Annotated in this window: 19 protein-coding genes; 12 read left to right on the top strand and 7 right to left on the bottom strand. The window is 64.4% G+C overall.

What is annotated here, in order from left to right; all coding sequences use genetic code 11:
• Nucleotides 1–124 precede the first annotated feature (124 nt).
• The gene (locus ACP5E6_RS04520) at nucleotides 125–994 is read left to right on the top strand and encodes a class I SAM-dependent methyltransferase (RefSeq protein ID WP_427952238.1); all 870 of its coding nucleotides are present in this window, start codon (nucleotides 125–127) and stop codon (nucleotides 992–994) included.
• Here the strand turns inward: ACP5E6_RS04520 and ACP5E6_RS04515 are convergent.
• The gene (locus tag ACP5E6_RS04515) at nucleotides 942–1706 is read right to left on the bottom strand and encodes an alpha/beta fold hydrolase (protein ID WP_427952236.1); all 765 of its coding nucleotides are present in this window, start codon (nucleotides 1704–1706) and stop codon (nucleotides 942–944) included. The genes ACP5E6_RS04520 and ACP5E6_RS04515 overlap by 53 nt on opposite strands.
• 59 nt (nucleotides 1707–1765) lie before the next feature.
• Between ACP5E6_RS04515 and ACP5E6_RS04510 the strand changes: the two genes are divergently transcribed.
• The 5 genes from ACP5E6_RS04510 (at nucleotide 1766) to ACP5E6_RS04490 (ending at nucleotide 6676) form a co-directional block, all read left to right on the top strand.
• Entirely contained in the window at nucleotides 1766–2905 is a 1140-nt protein-coding gene (locus ACP5E6_RS04510) for a glycosyltransferase family 4 protein (RefSeq protein ID WP_427952234.1), read from the top strand.
• A complete protein-coding gene (locus ACP5E6_RS04505; protein WP_427952232.1) occupies nucleotides 2902–3825 on the top strand; it encodes a glycosyltransferase family 9 protein in 924 nt (307 codons plus the stop codon). The genes ACP5E6_RS04510 and ACP5E6_RS04505 overlap by 4 nt, the downstream gene beginning before the upstream one ends.
• Before the next feature lie 11 nt (nucleotides 3826–3836).
• On the top strand, nucleotides 3837–5759 hold the full coding sequence (gene thrS / locus ACP5E6_RS04500; RefSeq protein WP_427952230.1) for a threonine--tRNA ligase: 1923 nt from the start codon (nucleotides 3837–3839) through the stop codon (nucleotides 5757–5759).
• A 108-nt stretch (nucleotides 5760–5867) separates the two neighbouring features.
• Complete coding sequence (locus ACP5E6_RS04495) at nucleotides 5868–6278, top strand: VOC family protein (RefSeq protein WP_427952228.1); 411 nt, start codon at nucleotides 5868–5870, stop codon at nucleotides 6276–6278.
• Complete coding sequence (locus tag ACP5E6_RS04490) at nucleotides 6275–6676, top strand: nuclear transport factor 2 family protein (RefSeq protein ID WP_427952226.1); 402 nt, start codon at nucleotides 6275–6277, stop codon at nucleotides 6674–6676. The genes ACP5E6_RS04495 and ACP5E6_RS04490 overlap by 4 nt, the downstream gene beginning before the upstream one ends.
• Before the next feature lie 45 nt (nucleotides 6677–6721).
• Here the strand turns inward: ACP5E6_RS04490 and ACP5E6_RS04485 are convergent, their stop codons facing one another.
• Nucleotides 6722–7777, bottom strand: a complete 1056-nt coding sequence (locus ACP5E6_RS04485; protein WP_427952224.1) for a glycoside hydrolase family 5 protein — start codon at nucleotides 7775–7777, stop codon at nucleotides 6722–6724.
• A gap of 136 nt (nucleotides 7778–7913) precedes the next feature.
• On the opposite strand from ACP5E6_RS04485, the gene ACP5E6_RS04480 reads away from it, so the two are divergent.
• The gene (locus ACP5E6_RS04480) at nucleotides 7914–8564 is read left to right on the top strand and encodes an NAD(P)-dependent oxidoreductase (protein WP_427952222.1); all 651 of its coding nucleotides are present in this window, start codon (nucleotides 7914–7916) and stop codon (nucleotides 8562–8564) included.
• Nucleotides 8565–8574: 10 nt separating this feature from the next.
• On the opposite strand, the gene ACP5E6_RS04475 is transcribed toward ACP5E6_RS04480, so the two are convergent.
• From ACP5E6_RS04475 to recQ, 3 genes are all read right to left on the bottom strand, one after another.
• A complete protein-coding gene (locus ACP5E6_RS04475; protein WP_427952220.1) occupies nucleotides 8575–8967 on the bottom strand; it encodes an ArsR/SmtB family transcription factor in 393 nt (130 codons plus the stop codon).
• Complete coding sequence (locus ACP5E6_RS04470) at nucleotides 8964–9656, bottom strand: peroxiredoxin (protein ID WP_427952218.1); 693 nt, start codon at nucleotides 9654–9656, stop codon at nucleotides 8964–8966. The genes ACP5E6_RS04475 and ACP5E6_RS04470 overlap by 4 nt, the downstream gene beginning before the upstream one ends.
• Before the next feature lie 117 nt (nucleotides 9657–9773).
• Nucleotides 9774–11624 (bottom strand): DNA helicase RecQ, encoded by a 1851-nt coding sequence (gene recQ / locus ACP5E6_RS04465; RefSeq protein ID WP_427952244.1) that lies wholly within the window; start codon nucleotides 11622–11624, stop codon nucleotides 9774–9776.
• Nucleotides 11625–12049: 425 nt separating this feature from the next.
• Here recQ and ACP5E6_RS04460 point away from each other — a divergent pair, with 425 nt between their 5' ends.
• The 3 genes from ACP5E6_RS04460 (at nucleotide 12050) to ACP5E6_RS04450 (ending at nucleotide 20054) form a co-directional block, all read left to right on the top strand.
• Nucleotides 12050–19204, top strand: a complete 7155-nt coding sequence (locus tag ACP5E6_RS04460) for a Hint domain-containing protein (protein WP_427952216.1) — start codon at nucleotides 12050–12052, stop codon at nucleotides 19202–19204.
• Between the two features lie 227 nt (nucleotides 19205–19431).
• Complete coding sequence (locus ACP5E6_RS04455) at nucleotides 19432–19644, top strand: hypothetical protein (protein WP_427952215.1); 213 nt, start codon at nucleotides 19432–19434, stop codon at nucleotides 19642–19644.
• Between the two features lie 68 nt (nucleotides 19645–19712).
• Nucleotides 19713–20054, top strand: coding sequence for a hypothetical protein (locus ACP5E6_RS04450; protein WP_427952213.1), 342 nt, complete (start codon nucleotides 19713–19715; stop codon nucleotides 20052–20054).
• Between the two features lie 73 nt (nucleotides 20055–20127).
• On the opposite strand, the gene gloB is transcribed toward ACP5E6_RS04450, so the two are convergent.
• On the bottom strand, nucleotides 20128–20859 hold the full coding sequence (gene gloB / locus ACP5E6_RS04445; RefSeq protein ID WP_427952211.1) for a hydroxyacylglutathione hydrolase: 732 nt from the start codon (nucleotides 20857–20859) through the stop codon (nucleotides 20128–20130).
• 49 nt (nucleotides 20860–20908) lie between these two features.
• Here gloB and ACP5E6_RS04440 point away from each other — a divergent pair, with 49 nt between their 5' ends.
• Nucleotides 20909–21616, top strand: coding sequence for a class I SAM-dependent methyltransferase (locus tag ACP5E6_RS04440; RefSeq protein WP_427952209.1), 708 nt, complete (start codon nucleotides 20909–20911; stop codon nucleotides 21614–21616).
• A 7-nt stretch (nucleotides 21617–21623) separates the two neighbouring features.
• Here ACP5E6_RS04440 and ACP5E6_RS04435 read toward each other — a convergent pair whose 3' ends face one another.
• Nucleotides 21624–22166 (bottom strand): Spy/CpxP family protein refolding chaperone, encoded by a 543-nt coding sequence (locus ACP5E6_RS04435; protein WP_427952207.1) that lies wholly within the window; start codon nucleotides 22164–22166, stop codon nucleotides 21624–21626.
• A 196-nt stretch (nucleotides 22167–22362) separates the two neighbouring features.
• Between ACP5E6_RS04435 and ACP5E6_RS04430 the strand changes: the two genes are divergently transcribed.
• Nucleotides 22363–22920 (top strand): NifU family protein, encoded by a 558-nt coding sequence (locus tag ACP5E6_RS04430; RefSeq protein ID WP_427952205.1) that lies wholly within the window; start codon nucleotides 22363–22365, stop codon nucleotides 22918–22920.
• The last annotated feature ends 2 nt before the right edge of the window (nucleotides 22921–22922 follow it).

The following is a 22922-nucleotide window of genomic DNA, read 5'->3' as shown; positions in this document are numbered from 1 at the left end:
GCCCTGCGCAGCGGACTTGTTTGCGTTCAGCCTGTGCCCGGCAACATGCCGTCTGAGAGGCACCATATATCTCGCGGCACATCGTATCTTGCGGCGCATCGGCCGCCCGGCATAAACCCGGTTCATGACCAAAATGCCCCATCGGTTCGGTCGTTCGGGCTTCGGTGCCGATCCGGCGCGGTACGCCAGTGCCAGACCTCCCTATCCCGATGCGTTGTACCTCCGCCTGATCGATCGCTGCGGCCTCGGCCCCGATTGTACGATCCTCGAAATCGGCCCCGGCACCGGCCATGCGACCACGGCGCTCATCGCCCACGGTGCGGCACGGTTGCATGTGATCGAGCCCGACGCCCGTCTGGCCGCGCATCTGCGCCTCACCATCGATCATCCCGGACTGACAATCGACAATACCGCCTTCGAAACCGCCACCCTGCCCGCTGGCTCGTTCGATCTGGGAGTCGCGGCGACCTCGTTTCACTGGATCAACCAAACGTCAGGATTGCGTAAAATCCTTGCGAGTTTGAAGCCCGGCGGATGGTGGGCGATGTGGTGGACACATTTCGGCAGCGGCACCACCGATGCATTCCAGGCCGCGATCGGGCATCTCTTCACGAATGATGAACGCCGATCGGCCGCATCGCCGCGCCAATACCAATCCGCTGCGTTGCCGCAGGGATATCACGGCGCTGCGTTGCCGCAGCGACGCCCCCCGTTCGACCTCGATCGCACCGCCCGGTTGCGTGATCTGAGTGCTGCAGGTTTCATCGAACCGGCTGCCGATGTCTGGGAGCAATCGCATCATTATGTCACGCCGCAATTGGTCGACCTCTACGCGACAGTCTCGACCGTCCAGGCGATGGCTGAGCCGCAGCGGCAGGTATTCCTGGCCAACATCGCCCGCATCGCCGAAGGAGAGTTCGGCGGCAGCGTCGAGCGGCGCTTCACGACGAGCCTCTACACCGCGCGACGACCGCCACACAAAGACTATCGATGATCGCCAGATCCGACTCGCGAGACAACCGATGCGTGCCATCCTTGATCAGCACAATCTGTACGTCATCGCTGGCGATCTGTGCTGCCAACCGCAGGCTGGTGCGCCAGGGTACGTCGTCATCGCGTTGACCATGGATCAGCCGCACCGGTCCGGTGAAGATAATCGGTGAGCGCAGCACCAGCTGGGCCGCGCCATCGTACAGCAGCGCGCTGGTCAACGGCGTCGGGGGTCCGTAGGCGTTCGGCAGCGGCACCACACCGTCCCGCGCCAGGGCGGCCAGCGCCTGCGGGGTCAACGCCGGGCGCATCAGATCCTCGGTGAAATCCGGAGCCGCGGCAATTCCCACCATCCCGACCACGCGCGATCCCAGCGCCCGCGCCACCAGCAGCATGATCCAGCCGCCCATCGACGATCCGACCAGAACCACCGGAAGCGCCGGCACCACGGCATCGATCACCGCCCACGCATCGGCCGACCACCGGCCGATCGTGCCCGATTCGAACCGGCCACCCGACGCGCCATGGCCGGAATAATCGAGCCGAAGCATCGCCTGACCGCGTTCGATGCAGCGATCACGCAGATACAGCGCCTTGGCGCCCTGCATATCCGAGGCAAACCCCGGCAAGAACACAACGACCGGCGCCTCCCCCGCCAGATACGCGTAGGCCAGCGCCACACCTGCTACCTCGACCGTGCCGCAGCGCTCATCCATCGCACCCTCCCCTTGTTGCCGCCGCCATGGTAACGCCCCGGTCATACATCAGGTGACCCATGGCCAATCCTTCCGACTATGCGATTCTACAGGTTCTGCCGCAGCTGGAAACCGGCGGTGTCGAGCAGGTGGTGATCGAACTGACCGAGGCGGTCGCGCGCACCGGCGCGCGCGCTCTGGTCGCCAGCCTGCCGGGCAAGCTCGTCCCCGCGATCGAGCGCGCCGGCGGCACCCATATCGCGCTCGATCTGAAATCCCGCAATCCGTTCCGGATGAGCTGGGCCGGCGACCAGCTCGCCAAACTGATCAAGAGCCAGAAGATCTCGTTGATCCACGCCCATTCCCGCGCCCCCGCCTTCGCCGCCCGCTCAGCCAGCCGGCGGTGCGGCATTCCCTTTGTCACCACCTATCATGGCGCCTACAACCAGCACGGCCTGCTCAAACGCCGTTACAATGCGGTGATGGCCAGCGGCGATCGGGTCATCGCGATCTCGCAGTTCATCGCCGCTCTTGTGCGTGAACGCCATCATATCGGTGATGATAAACTCCGCATCATCCCCGGCGGGGTCGATGCGGTGCGGTTCGACCCCGACGCCATCAACGGCGGCAGGGTGGAACGCCTGGCGCGCGCGTGGCGCCTGCCGGATGGCGCACCGACCGTTATGCTGCCCGCCCGCCTGACCTCGTGGAAAGGTCAATCCATCGCGATCACCGCCCTCGCGCAACTCCGCCACCGCGATGCCCTGCTGATCCTGGTCGGCAGCGCACAGGGCCACGAGGCCTATCTGAAATCGCTCTCCGACCTCGCCCAGAGCCTCGATGTCGCCAAGCGTGTGCTGTTCGCCGGCGATTGCGCGGACATGCCGGCCGCCTTTAAACTGGCCGATGTCGTGGTCAGTGCCTCGACCGACCCGGAAGCCTTCGGCCGCACCATCGTGGAGGCGCAGGCGATGCGGCGTCTGGTCATCGCGACCGATCATGGCGCCGCCCAGGAAACCATTCGGGCGGGTGAAACCGGCTGGCTTGTGGCGCCGGGCGATCCCGCGGCCCTTGCCGCCGCGATCGATGACGCACTTGACCTGCCGATCGAGGCCCGCATCGCACGCGGCGCCGCCGCGCGCGATTTCGTCTCGGCGCGGTATTCCGTCGCCGCGATGCAGGCGGGTAATCTCGCGGTCTATCACGAGTTGCTGGGGTGAAAATCCTGGTGATCCGCCACGGCGCGCTGGGCGACATCATTCTCAGCTTCCCCGCCTTCGCCGGGATTCGCGCGGCATTTCCCGAGGCCGAGATCACCCTGCTCACCACCGCGCCGTTTGCCACGGTTCTGGCGCGGGCACCCTGGTTCGATCGCGTCACCATCGATCCGAAACCCGCCCCCTGGAACCTGCCCGGCATGATTGCACTGCGCCGCCGCCTCATCGGGTTCGATTTCGTCTATGATCTGCAAACCTCGTCGCGCTCGTCGCGTTACCACCGGCTCGCCGGCGCGCCGCCCTGGTCCGGCGTCGCGCGTGGTTGCTCGCATCCCCATGCCAATCCCGGGCGTGATGCGATGCACACGCGCGAACGCATCGCCGAACAACTGGCGATGGCGGGACTGACAACCCCTGCCCCGCCCGACCTCTCCTGGCTGACCGCCCCACTGCCGATCGACCTGCCGGCGCGGTTCACGGCGCTGATCCCCGGCGCCGCACCGCACCGTCCGGAAAAACGCTGGCCCGCCGCCGCCTTCGGCGCCCTTGCCGCCACGCTCGGAATGCCGGCGGTCATCCTGGGTGGTGCGTCCGAGCAACCGCTCGCCGCCGAAATCATCCGCCACAGCCCCACCGCGATCGACCTTACCGGCCGCACCAGCCTGCCGCAGCTCGCGTCCGTGCTCGCCCATGCACAAAGCGCGATCGGCAACGACACCGGCCCGATGCATCTCGCCGCTGCGCTGAACATCCCCGGCATCGTCCTGTTCGGCGGCGCCAGCGATCCCGCCCTCACCGCGCCGCGCTACCCCGATGGCGGCTGGCCGACTATCCTGCGCGCCGCGAGCCTCGCAGACCTGCCGCCGGCCGATGTTGCCCAGGCGGTGGCGGGGCGGCATAACCGGGGTTCACCGCCCTTTTGAAGGAGTACATCATGCCTGCGATCACTTTGCCTGACGGTTCCGTCCGCGACTATCCGGGCGCCGTCACCGGCACCACGATCGCCGCATCGATCGGCCCCGGCCTTGCCAAAGCCGCCATCGCCATGGAGGTGGACGGCGCGCTGATGGATATGTCTCGCGAAATCGCGCGCGATGCCAAAATCCGCTTCATCACCCGCCGTGACCCCGAAGCCCTGACCATGATCCGTCACGACGCGGCGCATGTGATGGCCGAGGCGGTACAGTCGCTCTATCCCGGCACCCAGGTCACCATCGGCCCGGCGATCGAGGGCGGATTCTACTACGATTTCTTCCGTAACGAGCCGTTCTCGCCGGATGATCTGCCCGCGATCGAAGCGAAAATGCGCGCGATCATCGCTGCCAATGCGCCGTTCACCCGTGAAATCTGGCCGCGTGAGACGGCCATCGATTTCTTCGAGGCGCGTGGCGAACGATTCAAGGCCGAACTCATCCGCGATCTGCCGGAGGCCGAGACGATCACGATCTATCGCCAGGGCGAATGGCTCGATCTCTGCCGGGGGCCGCATATGCGCGCGACCGGGGATATCGGCGGCGCCTTCAAGCTGACCAAGGTCGCCGGCGCCTACTGGCGCGGCGATCACCGCAATCCCATGCTCAGCCGCATCTATGGCACCGCCTGGCGCGACAAGGCCGAGCTTGACGCCCATCTGCACCAGTTGGAGGAGGCCGAGCGGCGCGATCATCGCAAGATCGGCCGGCAGATGGATTTGTTCCACATGCAGGAAGAGGCGGTGGGGTCGGTGTTCTGGCACGAGAAAGGCTGGCGCCTGTACCGCACCATCGAAGCCTATATGCGCCGCCGCCAGGACCAGTTCGGTTATGTCGAGGTGCGCACGCCGCAATTGCTCGACCGCTCGCTCTGGGAGAAATCGGGTCATTGGGAGAATTACCACGCCCATATGTTCATCGCCGAGGTCGAGGACGAGAACAAGGTTCTCGCGGTCAAGCCGATGAACTGCCCGTGCCATGTCGAGATTTTCAAGCATGGGCTGCGCAGCTATCGCGAACTACCGCTACGGATGGCTGAATTCGGTGCCTGCCACCGCTATGAACCCTCCGGCTCGCTGCACGGCATCATGCGGGTGCGCGCCTTCGCGCAGGACGATGCGCATATTTTCTGCACCGAAGACCAGATCGCCGATGAGACGGTACGGTTCGTCGAGATGCTGCGGCTGGTGTACCGGGATTTCGGCTTTCCGGGATTCGCGGTGAAATTCGCCGATCGGCCGACGCCGCGCGCCGGCAGCGACGAGGTGTGGGACAGGGCCGAGGCCGCGTTGAAATCGGCTTGTGCCAAGGCCGGTGTTGAGTACACGCTCAATCCCGGCGAGGGAGCGTTCTATGGGCCGAAGCTCGAATTCGTGCTGCGCGACGCGATCGGGCGCGACTGGCAATGCGGCACGTTGCAGGTCGATTTCGTGCTGCCCGAACGGCTGGATGCCAGCTACATCACCGCCGAAAGCCAGCGCGCAAGGCCGGTGATGCTGCACCGCGCGATCCTGGGTAGTTTCGAGCGGTTCATCGGCATGCTGATCGAGAATTGCGCGGGGCGGTTTCCGCTCTGGCTGGCGCCGACGCAGGTCGCGGTCGCCAGTATCGTGACCGATGCGAACGAATATGCGGAAACCGTGGCGGCGCGGCTCAAGGCCGCCGGGCTTTCAGTGGTCACCGATACCCGCAACGAAAAGATCAACGCGAAAATCCGCGACCTCAGCCTCGCCCTGGTTCCCAACATCATGGTGGTTGGCCGGCGCGAAGCGGAGCAGGGCGGTGTTTCACTCCGCCGCCTCGGCAGCGACGCCTCGCATACCATGACACTGGACGAGGCGGTAACGACCCTCAGGGCCGAGGCGGTGCCACCGGATTTACGATAAGGCCGACGGGAGGAGAGGCTCAGCCTCCTTTCAGCGGCGGGACGAGATGTTTGGCCTTTGGTGTCCGTGGCGCGGCTGCGGACACTGCCACGCGTCGATGAAGGGGTTTTGACGACGATGGTGCCGGTTCTTGAGCATGTCGATCATATTCACGTTCATGTCTCTGATCGAAATTCAGCGGAGACTTGGTATGCCGACGTGCTTGGCCTGCGTCGCGACCCGAAACTCGAGCAATGGTCGCACGCGACCGGCGGGCCGTTGATGCTCAAAAATCCGACTGGAACAATCATGTTGGCGATTTTTGAACACCCTCGCCAGATTTGTCGTTCAACGATTGCCTTCAATGTTCACGCCGCGCAATTCCTGGCGTGGAAATCGCATTTGACCGTGGTGCTGGATGGCCAAATCAAACTTGCGGACCATCACCTCTCATGGTCGATCTATTTTACCGATCCGTACGACAATCCCTATGAGATCACCTGCTACGAATACGCCACCTTGGCGGGCACGATGCAATGACAACATCCGACCCTGTCCCGGACGACCCGATCGATATTGTGCGTGAGTTCTGGCGTCTCATGGCGACCAACGATTTTCATTCCGTAAACGGGGTACTGGCTGCTGAGTTTGTTCTCGATTGGCCGCAATCAGGAGAACGCATCCGGGGCGGGCATAATTTTGCGTCGATGAATGCGGAATATCCGGCAAAGGGAGCGTGGTGCTTCACGGTGAACCGAATTATCGGACAGCACGAAGAGGTGGTTTCGGATGTGTCGGTGACCGATGGCGTCCAATCTGCCAGAGCCATCTCGTTCTTCACGCTCAGCGGCGGGAAAATCATCAAGATCGTCGAATTCTGGCCGGAGAATTTTGAGCCATCCCCGAGCCGCGAGAAGTTCACCGAACGCTTGATGTAACCGATCGCCGCACAATGGAGTGGATCGATGTCACGAAATGCGCCCTCACCGCAACCCCAAGGCCCGCATCACCGCCGGATCGAGCGGTGTGACCCCGCGCGCCATCGGCGACACCGCAAGACCCATCGGGTCGTCATAGCCCCATAACGCCCAGCCGAACCCGTTTACCGCGAACGCGCGGCGCGCCGCCGCGAGCCAAGCCAGACGGGTCTGCGGGTTCAGCGCCGCGCTCGCACCGAATTCACCCACCAGCACCGTGGCATGATGGCGCGCCGCCCACGCCCCGACCGCATCGATCCGGGTCGCCAGTTTCGCCGCTGTCCAGCCGCTCGCGCAATAATAACGCACCACTGCCGCCGTCTGCGCATCGCCGCCGACCGCATCGCACGACGCGACCGAAATTACCGGAAACGGCAACCGCGCCAGAACCTGCCGGTCCAGCCCCGGATCAAACGCCGCCAGCGAGGTCAGCACCGCCGGCTCGTAGAAATGAAAACTGTAGATCACCCGCGCGGCAACCACCGGTTGCAGCTTCAGCAACCCATCGATGCTGCCCCAATCGGCGCCGGTCAGGATAACCGTCGATCGCGGCAGAATGTGCCGAATCACCGCCAGCACCCGGCGTTGCATCACCGGCCATGCCGCCGGATCGGTCAGCACCGGCTCGTTCATCACCTCAGGGAACACGCGCGATGGCCCGAATTCAGCCAGAGCCGGAGCGACCTCACGCCAGAACGCCACCAATCGCGCCGCATCGCCGGTCGGATTGCTCACACTCCAACCGAGGGGTGTCGGCACCACAACCACAGCCAGCCCTGCCGCCAGCACCCGCCGCACCGCTTCCTGCAACGCCGCCACCCCGCCCGGCGCGCGCACCAACACCGGCTGCACCGGCAGGCGCAGGAACCGAACGCCGGCGTCACGCAGGGATCGCAGCGTCGCCGCCGACAAATCGCAGCATAATGCCGCCGGACCCGATCGCACCGGATAGCGGAACCAATGCGTCACGTTCAGACCATCGCGCAACACCGGCGGCAATTGCGCCGACGCGGTCCCGCACCAGAGCATCACCATCACAAGACTACCGCAGAACCAACGCATGAATGACAACCTTGAGTTGATGCTTGCCTTATACCGTTGGGTGCGTGACCGGTACCAGTTTTTCGAACCATCTCGGAAAAACTTTCGCTCAACCGAACCATCGCCATATCCGAGCAAGCCGAATAAGAGGAATCCGATGAGCACGATTATTTTCGGCGCCAGCGGCGGCACCGGTACCGCAATCCTGCACGGGCTGCGGGCACGGGGTGAATACGTCACGGCTTTCCTGCGCACGATGACCGGCGTACCGGTGCGGGAGGGCGTCACTATCGCGGTTGGCGATGCGACCAATCGCGCCGATGTCGCCGCGGCCATGCCGGGCCACGACCGCGTGGTGATCAGCCTCGGTAACTCACAAAACCCCTTCGCCATGCTGCTCGGTGCCAAGCGCACCACCCCGCGTGACATTTGCGAGACCGGCACGCGCCACATTATCGAGGCGATGCAGGAAAATAGCATCACACGCGTCGTCTGCGTCACCGCGTTCGGGGTCGGCGCAACCCGCGCGCAGGCGCCGCTGATGTTTAAAATTTTCTACAGCCTGGTCCTGCGTGAACACATGGCGGACAAGGAACGCCAGGAAGCCCGGCTGCGCGCCTCAGGCCTCGACTGGACCCTGATCCAACCGGTCGGACTGGTCGATCAACCGGTTGTGGGCACCTGTTTCGTCAGCGCCACCGGCGTGTTGCGCAAACAGACCGTCAGTCGAACGGACCTTGCGGACGCCATCATTGCCACGCTCGACGACCGCTCGACCGTGCATCAGACCATCGCCGTATCGGGCTGAAGCTGGCGCGTCAGCGCCGGTTGCCGATCGTTGCGAACATCGCGACCTGACGATTGGGTTCGGCAACCGGTTCGGCGGCGGGCTTGACCGGAACCGCGAGAGGCTCGATCGGTTCACCCCCGAACCCGACCAGCAACGCAGCGATCAATCGCCGCTGCTCGTCGCTCGCGATACTATAGATCATCGCCCGCGAATCCCGCCGAGCGGTCACCAACCCGGCATCGCGCAATTCGGCCAGCTGCTGGGACAGGTTCGGCTGGCGAATATCGAGCGAGGTTTCCAGATCGCCGACCGCCTGCTCCCCGGCCAGCAGATGCAGCACGATGCGCAACCGCACCGCATTCGCCAACGACCGCAACACCTGCGCCGCCTTCACGACATCAATCGAATCGGTGGCCGTCATGCCCGTTTCACCTTCGCCACCACGGTAGCCGCCGCCGGCTCGGCCCGGATCGGCGCCGTATGATAATACCAATCCTCACCAGGGCCGATCGGTTCGTACAATCCCTCGGATGATTGCGGCGGTGGCACGATCACATCGTCGCCCGGCGCCCAGTTCGCCGGTGTCGAGACGTGATGGGCATCACTGGTCCGCAACGCCGCCACCAGACGCAGCAATTCCTCGATGTTCCGCCCCGTCGTCATCGGATACCACAGGATCGACCGCACGATCCCGATCGGATCGATGACGAACACCGCCCGCACCAGTGCCGTATCCGCGGCGTTCGAGGTGATCATGCCAAAGCTACGGGCGATCGCCATCGAGGGATCTTCGATGATCGGGAACGTGATCTCGACGCCGAACTGGGCGCGAATACTGCGCAGCCAGGCGAGGTGCGAATACAGGCTGTCAACCGACAAAGCGAGCAATGCGCAATCGAGCGCCGCGAACCGGTCCGCCGCTCGCGCGAAGGCGACGAATTCGCTGGCGCAAACCGGCGTGAAATCGGCAGGATGCGAAAAGAACAGCAGCCACCGCCCCCGGTAATCGGAGAGAGTCCGCATACCCATCGTGGTTCGCGCTCGAAACTCGGGGGCCGGATCATGCAGATGAGGGGGATTGATCGGTTCGGGCAGAGCCGTGATGGTCATTCTTTATCCTCGATGATTACCGTATCAGCCGCCTACGGATCATGCCGTCGCCGCGCACGCCGGCAAGACCACGCTCCGATAGTTAGCCTATACCTTAACTGTCAAATTGTAAATGAGTTACTTCGAGGGGCCGTCGTTCAACGCCCTCAGAACATCATGGCCATAACGCTCGATCTTGCTGCGTCCCATGCCGGGTATCGCCTCAAGCTCAGCAAGGCTGCGCGGCCGCCTGGTCGCCAGCGCGATCAATGTGCTGTCGTGGAAAATCACATAGGCCGGCACGCCCTGCTCGGTCGCCAGATGCTTGCGCTTGGCGCGCAACGCCTCGAAAATCGGCTCCGCGGCGGCATCGAGCGTCCCGCGCGCCGGTGCCCTCGCCCCCGGCGGTCTGGCACCGGCCGATCGCGCCGCCGCCTGATCGCGGCGGAAGCGCACCGCTTCCGTCCCGCGCAAAACGGCACCGGACAGGGCCGTGGTGCACAGCGCGCCGAATTGCTCGTGATCGACCGCAATCACCCCGGTTACCACCAATTGCCGGAACACCGAGGCCCAGCCCTTGCGATCCAGCTCGGTGCCGACCCCGAAGGTCGGCAGCTTGTCATGCCCGAACCGCACAATCTTCTCGGTCGAAACCCCGAGCAGCACATCGGTCAGGTGCCCCACGCCGAACCGCTGTCCGGTGCGCAGCATCGCCGACAGCGCCTTGCGCGCCGCCACCGTGCCATCCCAGGTCTCCACAACCGTCACGCAATTGTCGCAATGACCACAACGATCAGCGGAAACCTCGCCAAAATGCGCCAGGATCGCCCGCCGCCGGCATGCGGCTGTCTCGCACACGCCCAGCAACGCATCGAGTTTGCTGCGTTCCACCCGCTTGACCTCTTCGGGCGCGTCACCCTGATCGATCATCCGGCGCCGCAGGGTCACATCCTGCAACCCGTACAGCAGCAGCGTTTCCGCCGGCATTCCATCACGCCCGGCGCGCCCGGTTTCCTGATAGAATGCCTCGAGACTCGAGGGCAGATCGAGATGCGCGACGAATCGCACATCCGGTTTGTCGATCCCCATGCCGAACGCGATCGTCGCTACCAGCACCAGGCCGTCTTCCGCCAAAAATGCATCCTGATGGCGATTGCGCATGCCACCGTCCAGCCCGGCATGATAGGCCAGCGCATTGATCCCCTGCGCGCGCAGCCAGGCCGCGGTTTCCTCCACCGTGGCGCGGCTGAGGCAATACACGATGCCGCTCTCGCCCGGATGGGTCTTCAAAAACGTCAGCAGCTGTTTCTTCGGCTCGGTCTTGAGGGCGATGTGATAGAAAATATTCGGCCGGTCGAAACTCGCCAGAAACAACCGTGCATCGGTCAGATCCAGCCGGCGGCGAATGTCCTCGCGGGTCTGCGGATCGGCCGTCGCGGTCAGCGCAATCCGTGGCACACCGGGAAACCGCGTGCCGAGCGTTGCCAGTTGCAGGTATTCCGGCCGGAAATCATGGCCCCATTGGCTGATGCAATGCGCCTCATCGATCGCGAACAGCGCGATCGGCACCTCGCTCAGCATCTCCATGAAATCGGCCGAGACCAAGCGCTCCGGCGCCACATACACAAGATCGAGCCGCCCGGCGCGCAGATCCGCCCGCACCCGCGCGCGCTCGGCGGCATCGAGGCTCGAATTGAGCGCCGCCGCCCGCACGCCCAGCTGCCGCAACGCCTCGACCTGGTTGCGCATCAGCGCAATCAGCGGCGAGACCACAACCCCGACACCCGACCGACATAGCGCCGGCACCTGATAGCAGACCGATTTGCCGCCGCCGGTCGGCATCAAAACAATCGCGTCGCCGCCGGCGACCACGTGGCGCACGATGTCGCCCTGTTGGCCGCGAAAGCCGCTATGGCCGAAAATTGTATGCAGAATCTCATCCGGCTGCCGCAAGGGCGAGACCAGCGCAGTCTCGATGGAAATGACCAGTACCTCCAAACGCCAAATCAGCGGCTGATCATCTCCGCCCTGACCACAAGGCTGTCAATCCGAACCATCGGCCGCGCCCCTGGTAGCCGTGGCGCGTGGGCTGATGGTGCTTGAACCTCTTCGCATGCACGGCCCCCGATCCAGAACGCCCTGGGTCCGGATGGCCGCAGCGCACCGCACAATGAAATCCGCGTGTGGGAAGCCTAAGCGATGAAATTTTTGTGATCGGCGTCAAAGCCCTGTTAAATTTTTATTCATTTCGATACAGATCGTTATGAGTTTTGGGATGTGCAGGCGGTTTCCAGTGCCGGACGTATGAATCCGGGCTGAATTCATCAGCGCTGAGACCCATAGATGCGGCGGATGGATGCGGCGGGCGATCGGTCAACGGTCGGACGGATCTGATAACAGGGATACAGCGAACCATGAGCGACACGTCACACCGGACCTATTGGCAAGGCGGCACCGGCACCTGGTCGAACGGCACTTATTGGTCGAACGGGGTGGCATCGACGGGGCTGAACGGGACGATCGGCGTGGTCGATCCGTTCGCAGCCGATTTCACGGTGACTCTGCCGACCGGCGGCGCTTATGGGGTGACCAGCCTGCTGCTCGATGATTCCGGTGCGACCCTGATCAACGACGGCACGCTCGGCAGCACGGCGGGCATCACCATCGGGGCCGGCACGCTGATCGACAACGGTGTGCTGACCGGTACGGTGGCGCTGCGGTCCGGCGGCAATTTGATCGAGACCGGGCAAACGATTGTGGCCCTGAACGGATCTCTGGCGCTACAGGGCGGAAATCTGGAAGTTGGTGACACCGGTGCGGTCGGCGTCGTGCTGACCAATGCCGTGGGGTCGGATTTCGTGGCGGCGGGGACGATCACGCCGGTCTATAAAATGGGAACTCACGGCTACGGCACGCCCATCAGCCAGTTGACGCTCGAGAATGCCGGCACGCTCGCGGTGGAAAACGGATATACGCCAGCCGGCCTGGGTTTTGTGAGCGACTTGATCCTCGGGGCGGGGACGCTCGACAATACCGGCCTCGTCACCGCGACCAACGCGTACCTGGATATCAACGATTTCGCGCTGAACAATGCCGCCGGTGCCACAATCGCGGGGTATGGCGCCCGCGTCAATCTGGCGGCGAGCATCGACAATGCCGGGCTGATCACCGTAACCGGCGGCACGTTGCAACTCGCCGGCGCCTATACGGGCGCGACCTTCGTCAACACCGGCACAATCGCGGCGACCAATGCATTGCTCGAATTGGGTGGCGATCCCACCGTGGCCGATCTGGCGGGGATCACCCTGACCAACTCGAGCCTGATGGTGGTCGGTTCGATCGAGAACGCGGGCAACATGCTCGGCGCAGGTGCCGGGATTCTCCAAGGGGCGACGATCGGCAACAACGTCTATCAGACCGGCACGATCGTTGGTGGAACGGTCGATGTCGCGGCGGCGGGGCTGGATCTGGCCCATGCCGATTTCGTCGGGGTCACGCTGGTCGACGGGCTGACGCTGAGCACCGGCGCGGTCACGCTCAGCGGCGGCACGGTACAGGGCGGCGTGACGGTCGATGGCGGGACGCTGACGCTCGATCAGGCGGCGGGGAGCGATGTCACCCAGGCGGTCGATTTGATCCAGGGTGCCGAGGTGATCGACGGCAGTTTCACTCTGACGGCGCCGCTCTCGGTCGGGGTGGGGGCTTATCTGGCGCTCGGGAGCTATACCGGCGGGAGCTGGACCAATCGTTCGACCATCACAATCGGCGCGGGCGGGACGCTGGCGCTGCATGGCGATGAAACCGCAGCCGATCTCGGCGCGATCGTGAACCAGGGCGGCACCATCCTGCTTTCCGGCACGATCGAAAATACTGGCCAGACACTCGGTCTGGCGGGGAGCGATCTCACCGGCGCGACCCTGCAGGGCGGGACGATCATCGGCGGGGCGGTCATGTCCGATGGCCTCACGCTGGCCGGCGGCGAGATCGATGGCGGGACGATTCTGGGGGGCCTGACGTTGGCGCCGCTGCCGGGCAGTTCCTTCGGCAGCTTCACCGAACTCACGCTGGCGAACGGGGCGGTGGTGGATCAGGCATCGGGGGTGCTCGGAACCGTAAGTCTCGATGCCGAGGGGTCCAACCTGACGGTCGAGGGGACCGGCGCGGTCGGCCAGCCCTTCGTGGTGACGGCGGGTAATCTCGATCTCAACGGCAATCTCACGCTCACCGCGCCGATCGTGCTGGATGGCAGTCTGGCGAGTGCGGCAATCGATAGCTATGGCACGGCGCTGTCCCAGGTATGGACCAATGCATCGACCCTGACCGTCGAGAACGGCGCGCAATTGACCCTCGGCGGATCGGTGACCAGCGGCGATTTCGGCATTATCGTCGATCAGGGCGGCAATGTTTCGTTCGATGGCACATTGGTCAACGGCAGTGGGGTGCTCAATCAGGCCAGCACCGGGCTTTCGGCCTTCACCCTCGCCAATGGCGGCACCATTATCGGCGGCACCATCGCGCAGAGTGCATCCTTCACCTTCTTCAATGGCTATGACACCAACTACGCCGCCGGCACCGCCGCGCTGAGCGGGATCAACGCGCTCGATGGCGTCACGATGCGCGGCGGCCTCGATGTCACGACCGGCACCTTGGCGCTGATCAATGGCGGGGCGGTGCTGAACGCCGCCGGCACCGGGCCGGAAGCGGTCACGGTGAGCAGTTTCGCCACGCTGATCGATCTGGTGGCGGCCGGTTCGCTGTCGCTTGGCGGGTTCGACCTTGCCGGCGGAACGCTGGAGGCCGCCAACACGGCTGGCAGCGGGCTGATGCTCGACAACGCCGCCGGCAGCGACTTCACCCTCGGCGGGGTCATTGCCGATCTTGCCGGTGGCAGCGCCCATCCGGTTACGGTGACCAACGAGGGCAGCATGGTCGTCGGCCAGGCAGGTAGCTTTAATTTCTTTCAGGAGACGATCGCGGTCGATTCGCTGGTCAATACCGGAATGATCAGCGTGACCGGCACGGGGCTGGCGATCGCTTCGGCGCTGACCAACCGTGGCACTATCGCCGGCAGCGCCACGGGGATCACGCTCGCGCAGGGGTTCGATAATCAGGGGTTGATCACGGTCAGCGGCGGGTCGCTCGTGCTTGGTGGCTCGGATGCGATGCCGGGCGCGCCGGGATCGAACGTGCTGCAATCCTGGAGCAATACCGGCGTGATCGCGGCGACCGGGGCGGTTGTTACACTCGGCGGCGATGTGGCGCTGGCCGCGATCGGCAGCCTGTCGCTCACCACGTCGAGTCTTGTGCTCGATGGGCATATCGAGAATTTCGGCCAGACGCTCGCATCATCGGGCGCGGGAACGCTGCTGGCGGGCGCCACGCTGGCCGGAGCCGTCTTCGTCGGCGGCGCGGTCGATTTCGGCGGGTTCGACTTCGATGTGCAGAACGCGGTGATCGATAATGCCACGATCATCGATGGGCTGACGCTGGCGACCGGAGCGGTAACGCTGATCAATGGGTCGCAGGTGCTCGCGCCGGGAGGGGCGTCGCTCGCAACCGTGCTGGTCGATGGCGCGGGGGCGGATTTCGGGATCGATCTCGCCCGGCCCGGCACAATCGCGCAGCCGATCGAGGTGACGACGGGGACCGCTTCGATCACCGGCGCGTTCACGCTGACCGGCGCGCTCGATGCGACCGGGACGGCGTCGACCATCGCCTTGCTCGGCGGTGTCGGAGGGTATGGCGCGGGGGCGCGCAGCTGGATCAATGCCGGAACTGTCAGCCTGTCGTCCGGGGCGAGCCTGCTGTTGGGTGGAGCTGAAAACGCGGCGGATATCGGCACGATCGCCAATCAGGGCGGCGTGCTCGCCTTCGTGGCCGGAACCTTCGACAATGCGGGCCAGACGCTGGGGATCGGCGATCCGTCGCTGATCGGCATGACTCTGGCCGGCGGGACGATCGCGGGCGGGGCGATCGATGTTGCGGCGGAGAGCTTTGCAGTGGCGGGCGATGCGTTGAGTGCCAATGCGGCGCTCGACAATGTCGTTGTGCAGGGCGCGCTCACTGTCGGCACCGAGATCAATCTGACGCTGGAGGGCACCACGGCGGTTTATGCCGGTACGACCGGCACGGCCCCGGGGGCGATCACGATCGGCTCGACCGGGCTGGTTGATTTCGATACCAGCGCCACACCAACGCTGGTCAACGACGTGACGCTGGAGGGTGGCAATCTGAGCTGGTCGGCGCCGCCGCCGGCGGGGACCACGATGGAGACAGCGGTCAATGCGGTGATCGCCGCGGGGGTCGAGATCACTGGGGACGGCCGGTTGTTCACCACTGTGGCGAGCGGTGAGACACTGACCAATCTCGGCACCATCGATGCCACGAAGAGTTTCGGCAGCTATTATCTGGGGATTTATGGATCGTCGTTCACCAATCAGGGGATCGTGAACGTCGGCACCGGTGGCGCGCTGAAGGTGGACGCGACGGATGGGGTCAATCTGGCGACGATCGCGGGGACCGGGGCGGCGGATATCGGCCTGATGGGTGCGAGCTTCAGCAATCAGGGCGATGTTGCCGCCAATGGCGCGGCACTGCGCATCGGTGGCAGTTTCACCTCGACCACTGGAACCACCGGCTACACCGCGTTCAGCAATGCCGGCACGATCAGCGATACGGGTGGCACCGTGCTGCTGGATGCCGATATCACAACCAGCGGGCTCGGCGCGTTCAACGATGGCTCCTCGAGTCTCGCCCTGATCGGTGGCACGCTCGACAATGCGGGGGCGACGCTCGGTGCCGGTAGCGCCGATTTTAAAGGGCTGATCATGACCGGCGGCACGATTGCGGGCGGAGTGCTCGACCCGGCCGGGGTCGGGATCACTTTCGCCGGCGACACGCCCTACGGCGGGTTCGATCCGGTGCTCGACAATGTCGATGTGACCGGCGGCCTGACAATCGGCACCTACGCCTCGCTCACCATCGCCGGGAGCACGTCGATCTTTGCATCGGCCACCAGCACCGCGCCGGGATCGATCGTGGTCGATCACAACGGTGCGATCGTGTTCGACCAGTCGCTGACGCCGGTTCTGACCAATGCGGTGACTCTGGATGGCGGGGCACTCGATTTCAGTGGCGCGCTGAACAGTTTTGGCGCCGAACCCTCCATTGCGGCGACGCTGGCGGCCGGGGCGATCGTTTCGGGGTACGGCACCGTCCTCGGCGGGGGTGCGACGCAATCGCTGACCAATCTCGGCGGTATCGTGGCCACTGCCGGGACGACGGCAGGTCCGGGGCTGACGATCGAGGGCATGTCGCTGACCAACGATAACATGATCAGCGCCGCCGCCAGCGCCTCGCTCGATCTTGCCAGCACCATCGGTGTCAATCAGGGCACGATCACGGCTGCCGATGGTGCGGGCGTGACCCTCGGCGGCCAGAGTTTCACCAATGCGGCGGGCGGGACGATCGCAGGGTCGAGCTTCGCCCTCGAAATCGGTCAGGCGTTCTATGGATTCAATCCGGTCACCGGTGCTGAACTGACCGGCCATACCAGCTTCGTCAATGCCGGCACGATCAGCGACACCGACGGCACCGTGCTGCTGAACGGCGACATCGCAACGGGCGGGCTAGGGGCCTTCACCGATACCGGTTCGACCATCGCGCTGATCGGTGGCACGCTCGACAATACCGGGGCGACGCTCGGGGCGAACAGCACCGATTTCCACGATCTGGTGATGACCAACGGCACGATCCTTGGCGGCGTGCTCGATCCCGGCGGGTTGGGCCTGACGATTGCCGAGAATTACAGCTTCGGCAACACGCCTGAACTCGACAATGTCGATGTGACCGGGCCGCTCACGGTGGGCCCCGTCACCGATCTGACGATTGCGGGCAGCACCGCGATTTTTGCTTCGGGTACGGGTGCCACGCCGGGGTCGATCATGGTTGGTCAACTCGGTGCGATCGTGTTCGATCAGTCGCTTGCGCCGGTTTTGACCAATGCGGTGACTCTGAATGGCGGATATCTGGAATTCGGCGATCCCGCGGCTGTTACTTACGGCAACACCGTCACGATTGCGGCGACCATCGGATCGGGCGCGATGGTGTCGGGTAGCGGATCGATCCTCGCGCCATCCTACGGCACGGTTCTCGACCTCACCAATCTGGGCACCATCGCAACGACACCGACTCAGGGCGGATTTTACAGTTTCACTGATATCTCGGGCCAGAGCTTCACCAATGAGGGTCAGATCAGCGTTGCGGCCGACACTGTGCTTGAGGTTTTCAGCACGTTCAGCAATGCCGGCACCGTCGCGATCAGTGGCGGCTCTGTCGAATTCATGAGCGTCGTCACTGGTCCGGGCATCATCGACTTCACCACGACGGGCGGCAATCTCACCCTCGGCGTGGCCCAGAACCTGCCCGATCCGGTCATCGATTTTGCGGTCGGCGATACGATCGTGGTCGATAATTTCACCGCTGCCACCACCGCCGTCACCTACGTCGCGGGCACCGGCCTCGAACTCGGCAACGGCACCACAGTGCTGACGCTGGCGATCGACGGCAATTACACGACCGGCGACTTCACGGTGACGGACAACTACGCCGGCACCGAGATCACCTTGGCGCAAAATCCGCCCTGCTTCGCTGCGGGCACACGAATTCTGACCACAGCGGGCGAGATGCCGGTCGAGGCGCTGACCTGTGGTGATCGGGTTATTCTGCACGGCGGCGGCAGCGCGCCGATCCGCTGGATCGGTCACCGCCGCGTCAATCTCGCGCGCCACCCGCATCCCGAAACCGTGCTGCCGATCCTGATCGAAGCCGGCGCCATCCTCGATGGCGTACCCAAACGCGATCTCTACGTCTCACCAGACCATGCGATCGCTTTGGCCGGCCATTTGATTCCGGCGAAGGTGCTACTCAACGGCCACACCATCCGCCAGGTCGCACGACGCAGCGTAACCTATTATCACGTCGAATTGCCGGCTCACGCGGTGCTCTACGCCGAAGCGACGCCAACGGAATCCTACCTTGAAACCGGCAATCGCGGGGCGTTCGAGAACGGCGGCACCGCCGTGACGCTTCACCCGGATTTCGCGCAGAGCCGGCGCGAACAGACCGGCTGCGCCCCCTTCGCCGAGGCGGGACCAGTGGTCGAGACCGTGCGCGCCGCGATCCTCGTGCGCGCCGGCATCGCCACGACCGACAACCCTGCCCTGACCGTAACCTGCCGCCGCGACGGCAGCATGGTGATCCGCTCGCGCAACGCCATCCCTGGCCTTCTCACCCCCGACCCACGCGATCGCCGCCGCCTCGGTATCAAGATCGCGGCGATCCGCCGTGCCGACGGTACAACCATCCCGCTCGATCATCCGATGCTGACCGAAGGCTGGCATGCACCGGAACCAGACGGGCGCTGGACCAATGGCGACGCCGTGATCCCATCGACCTTGATTGGCCGGACCGGAGCGCTCCAGATCGAGCCCGCCGCAACCCTGGCCTATCCGCAGCGTAAAACCCGCCGATTGTCCGCACGCCGGTCGCGCGAGGTCGCCTGGGGATAACACCTCTGCCCCAGACGACAACGATAAAAATACGCACCGACCATAAGCCGGAGCCTGATCGATCCGAGGCGATCAGGCTCCAATCCGCCGGTTCAGTCGCATTAATTCATGTATTTTTCGTATAGGTTATACGCGTCTCCGATGATCTAAGATCTCGGAATGGATCAATTACCTAAGGGAGCGTTGCAGGAAACCATCCTGCCCCGTTTGATCCAGGAGATCCTCTCATGCGTAAATTCACACTATTGACCGCAATTATGGCTTCCACCGCCGCTTTTGCTCCGTTTGGCGCCAGCGCCGCGAGCGGCACCGCAATCTATCAACCCGGCCCCATCATCGTCCACGCCACCGCGGCCAAACAGACGCGGCAGGTTACGCAAGGCCGCACCGCCTACCGCAAGCAGATCAACGCGATCCGCAGCGAACGCGCCGCCGGTTGAGCCTCAGGCTTGAGCGACCGGTGCGGCCACGCCGGTCGCACCGACTGACCAGCAATAGGATAGATCCAATGACCAAATTCGTTTTTGCCGCCGTTATCGCCGCGGGCCTGACCGGCCTCGGCAGCACCGCTTATGCCGGCATGGGCATCCCCGACCTCACAGCACAGCCGATCACGACCCAGACAACCCCGGATGTGATCGGTGAGGTGATGCCCCAGGTTGCCGGGCCAGCGCGCCCGGTCGTGGCCGAGCGGTTCAATCAGGCCGTCGTGGGTGAGGCGACGCCCGAATTCGGCTCCCCGAACCGGCGCCGTGACAACGGGCCGGCCTATGCCCAGATTGGTCGGGTGCAATCCACGGCAGCGGCAAGCCTCGCACCGCTGAACTGGGCGCCGTACCGCCGAGGGTAAGCCGAACCGTCGTTCCGCCTGCCGCCCCGGCCATCGTAACCCGATGGCCGGGGTTGCATCATGATGAACCGTATCAAAACCTGTCCTTGGCGGCGCGCAGGCGCGCGAATTCCTCCGGGGTCTGGGCGCGCAGGAATGGGTTGGTCAGGAGTTCGTCGGCCAGGCGGGTTGGAATCGTGGCCTCCCCGGCGGCGCGCAGTTTTTCGACCACGCGGGCGCGTGCCATCAGCGCCTCATTATCGGGATCGACGCTGCGGGCGAATCTTGCGTTGGCCAGGGTATATTCGTGGCCACACAGCAGCATGGTATCCGGTGCCAACGTGGCGAGCCGGTGCAGGCTGGTGTGGAAAATCTCCGGCGTTCCCTCGAACATCCGGCCGCAGCCGAGGCTGAACAGCGTGTCGCCGCACGCCGCGATGGCATCGCCGAACAGATAGGTGACATGCCCGCTGGTATGGCCGGGGGTTGTAATCATTTTCAGCGTTGAGCCGCCGAATGCGATGCTCTCGTTGTCGTTCATCGCCATATCGAGCGCCGGCAGCCGCGCCGCATCCGCGGCGTTGCCGACCAGTGCTGCGCCAAACCGCGCGGCCAGCGCCGCGGCGCCAGCGATATGGTCATCATGATGATGGGTGAGCAGAACGTAGTCGAGCTTGCCCCCTTGGCGGTCCACCGCCTCGATCGCGACGGCGGCGTCCGCCGGGTCGATGAAGGCGCTGGCACCGTCGTGACCAACCAGCCAGGCGTAGTTGTCGGTGAGCATGGGGACGCGGGTGATCGTGAAGCCGGCATAAGCGATGGACATGATCAATCCTTCAGAAGTGCTATACAGGGCGCATGAGACGACGAACGCCATGAGTATAGATGCGACGGCAGTGGCCGATTTCTATGCCACGAGACGCGGTGTGATGGCCGCGCGGCAGGTTCGCTCGCGCCTGATGGCGATGTGGCCGGACCTGACCGGACAGGATTTACTGGGGATCGGTTATCCGGCGCCCTATTTGCGGCTGTGGCGCGAGCAGGCGGCGCGCTGCATCGTGATCACGCCGGCGCAAATGGGCAGGACGCACTGGCCCACCGCGCGCCTGAACGCCAGCGCCACCGCCGAGGAAGATGCTCTGCCGCTCGCCGATGTCAGCATCGATCGGGTGCTGATCATCCACGGGCTTGAACACGCCGAGACCGCCCGGCGAATGCTGCGTGAGGCATGGCGCGTGCTGCGTCCCGAAGGGCGGATGATCGTTGTGGTGCCCAACCGCGCCTCGCTCTGGGCCTATCTGGAGCGCACACCCTTCGGTCATGGCCAACCCTACAGCGCGGCCCAGCTGGGTCGATTACTGGCCGGGGCGATGTTCCGTGTGGACCGGCGGGACATGGCGCTGCTGATGCCGCCGGTCGGCCTCGGCTCGGCGTTGCGCACCGCCGACATCGCCGAACGCATCGGCCGACGCGCGCTGCCGCAGCTCGGCGGTCTGGTCATCGCCGAGGCAGTCAAGGACATCGCCGGTCTCATCCCCTTGGCCGAGGGACGCCGCCGACTTGTCCTGGTTTCCTCGATTTGAACGCAGATCAGCTATGCTTCATTTTCTTGATGTGCCTGGCGGTCGCCGCTTCGGCGTGAGCGCGGAACACCGCGTCGATCTTCTTCTGCTGCGCCGGTGTGAGCTTGGCATAGAGGGTGTGGAACGCGGCGGACAAGGCGTTCATGTCATCAGCGTTCCGGGCCGCGATCGCCGCATAGGATTCCATATTCTGCACCGCGTTCATCGTTGCAAGGGTTTTGGCGCGGGCCTGATACAGCGCCGCCAGATTGAGCGCGTTGCTGCGCGACACCTGGGTGAACCCCTGCCAACTCGCCTCCTCGCTGGCCGTGACGCCGATCGATTTCTTCAATGTCGCCAGATTCGCATCGACATGGGCGATCATTGCCTTTTGCGCCGGTGTCATCGTGGCAACGCCGGTAGTCGCCGGCGTCATCTTAGCAACGCCGGTGGCCGCCGGGGTGGGTGGCGTGGTCGCGGCGGTGGCGGGACGGCTGGCGATCGCAACGCCGAGACCAGCGGTCAGGATCAGCGTGGCGAGGACGGGGCTTCGGGGGGTGGATGGGCGCATGAAACATCTCCGTTATATGATACCTGTCTATAATCCCTCGCAGATGACGGGATACTGGCGCGGCTGTGTCGGAATCATGACCTACGATTGTTTAATCCACGGTATAGGCGCGTGAAGCCCGGATTGATTTTTGCACCCCTCATGCCGATGATGTAGAGAGGACCGCATTTGTACGGTTTAGCACGGGAGTTCCATCATGTTCATCGAAACCGACGTCACCCCCAACCCCGCGACCCTGAAATTCCTGCCCGGCCGCACCGTCCTCGAACACGGGTCGGCCGATTTCGACAGCGCCGCCGCCGCCGCGATCAGCCCGCTGGCGAGCGCGCTGTTTGATCTGCCCGACGTCGAACGGGTCTTCCTCGGAACCGATTTTGTCTCGGTCACTAAAAGCGACGCGATCGCCTGGCCGGCGCTGAAGCCTCAGGTGCTCGGTGCCATCATGGAGCATTTCCTGGCCAATCGCCCGGTAATGGCGAGCGATGCGGCGCTGGTGGCCGAGGACGTCGATCCCGCGGATCGCGAGATTGCCGATCAGATCAAGGAACTGCTCGACGTGCGGGTCCGCCCGGCGGTGGCCGGCGATGGTGGTGACATTGTGTTCCGTGGCTTTCGAGACGGCGTGGTGACATTGCATATGCAGGGCGCGTGCTCAGGATGCCCGTCCTCGACCGCGACGCTTAAAATGGGAATCGAGAATCTGCTGCGGCACTACGTGCCGGAGGTCAAATCGGTCGAGCAGGTCGCGGCGTGAGC

The sequence above is a fragment of the Acidiphilium sp. genome (assembly GCF_049977125.1).
Lineage (GTDB): Bacteria > Pseudomonadota > Alphaproteobacteria > Acetobacterales > Acetobacteraceae > Acidiphilium.
This window is presented reverse-complemented; position numbering and strand designations above follow the sequence as displayed.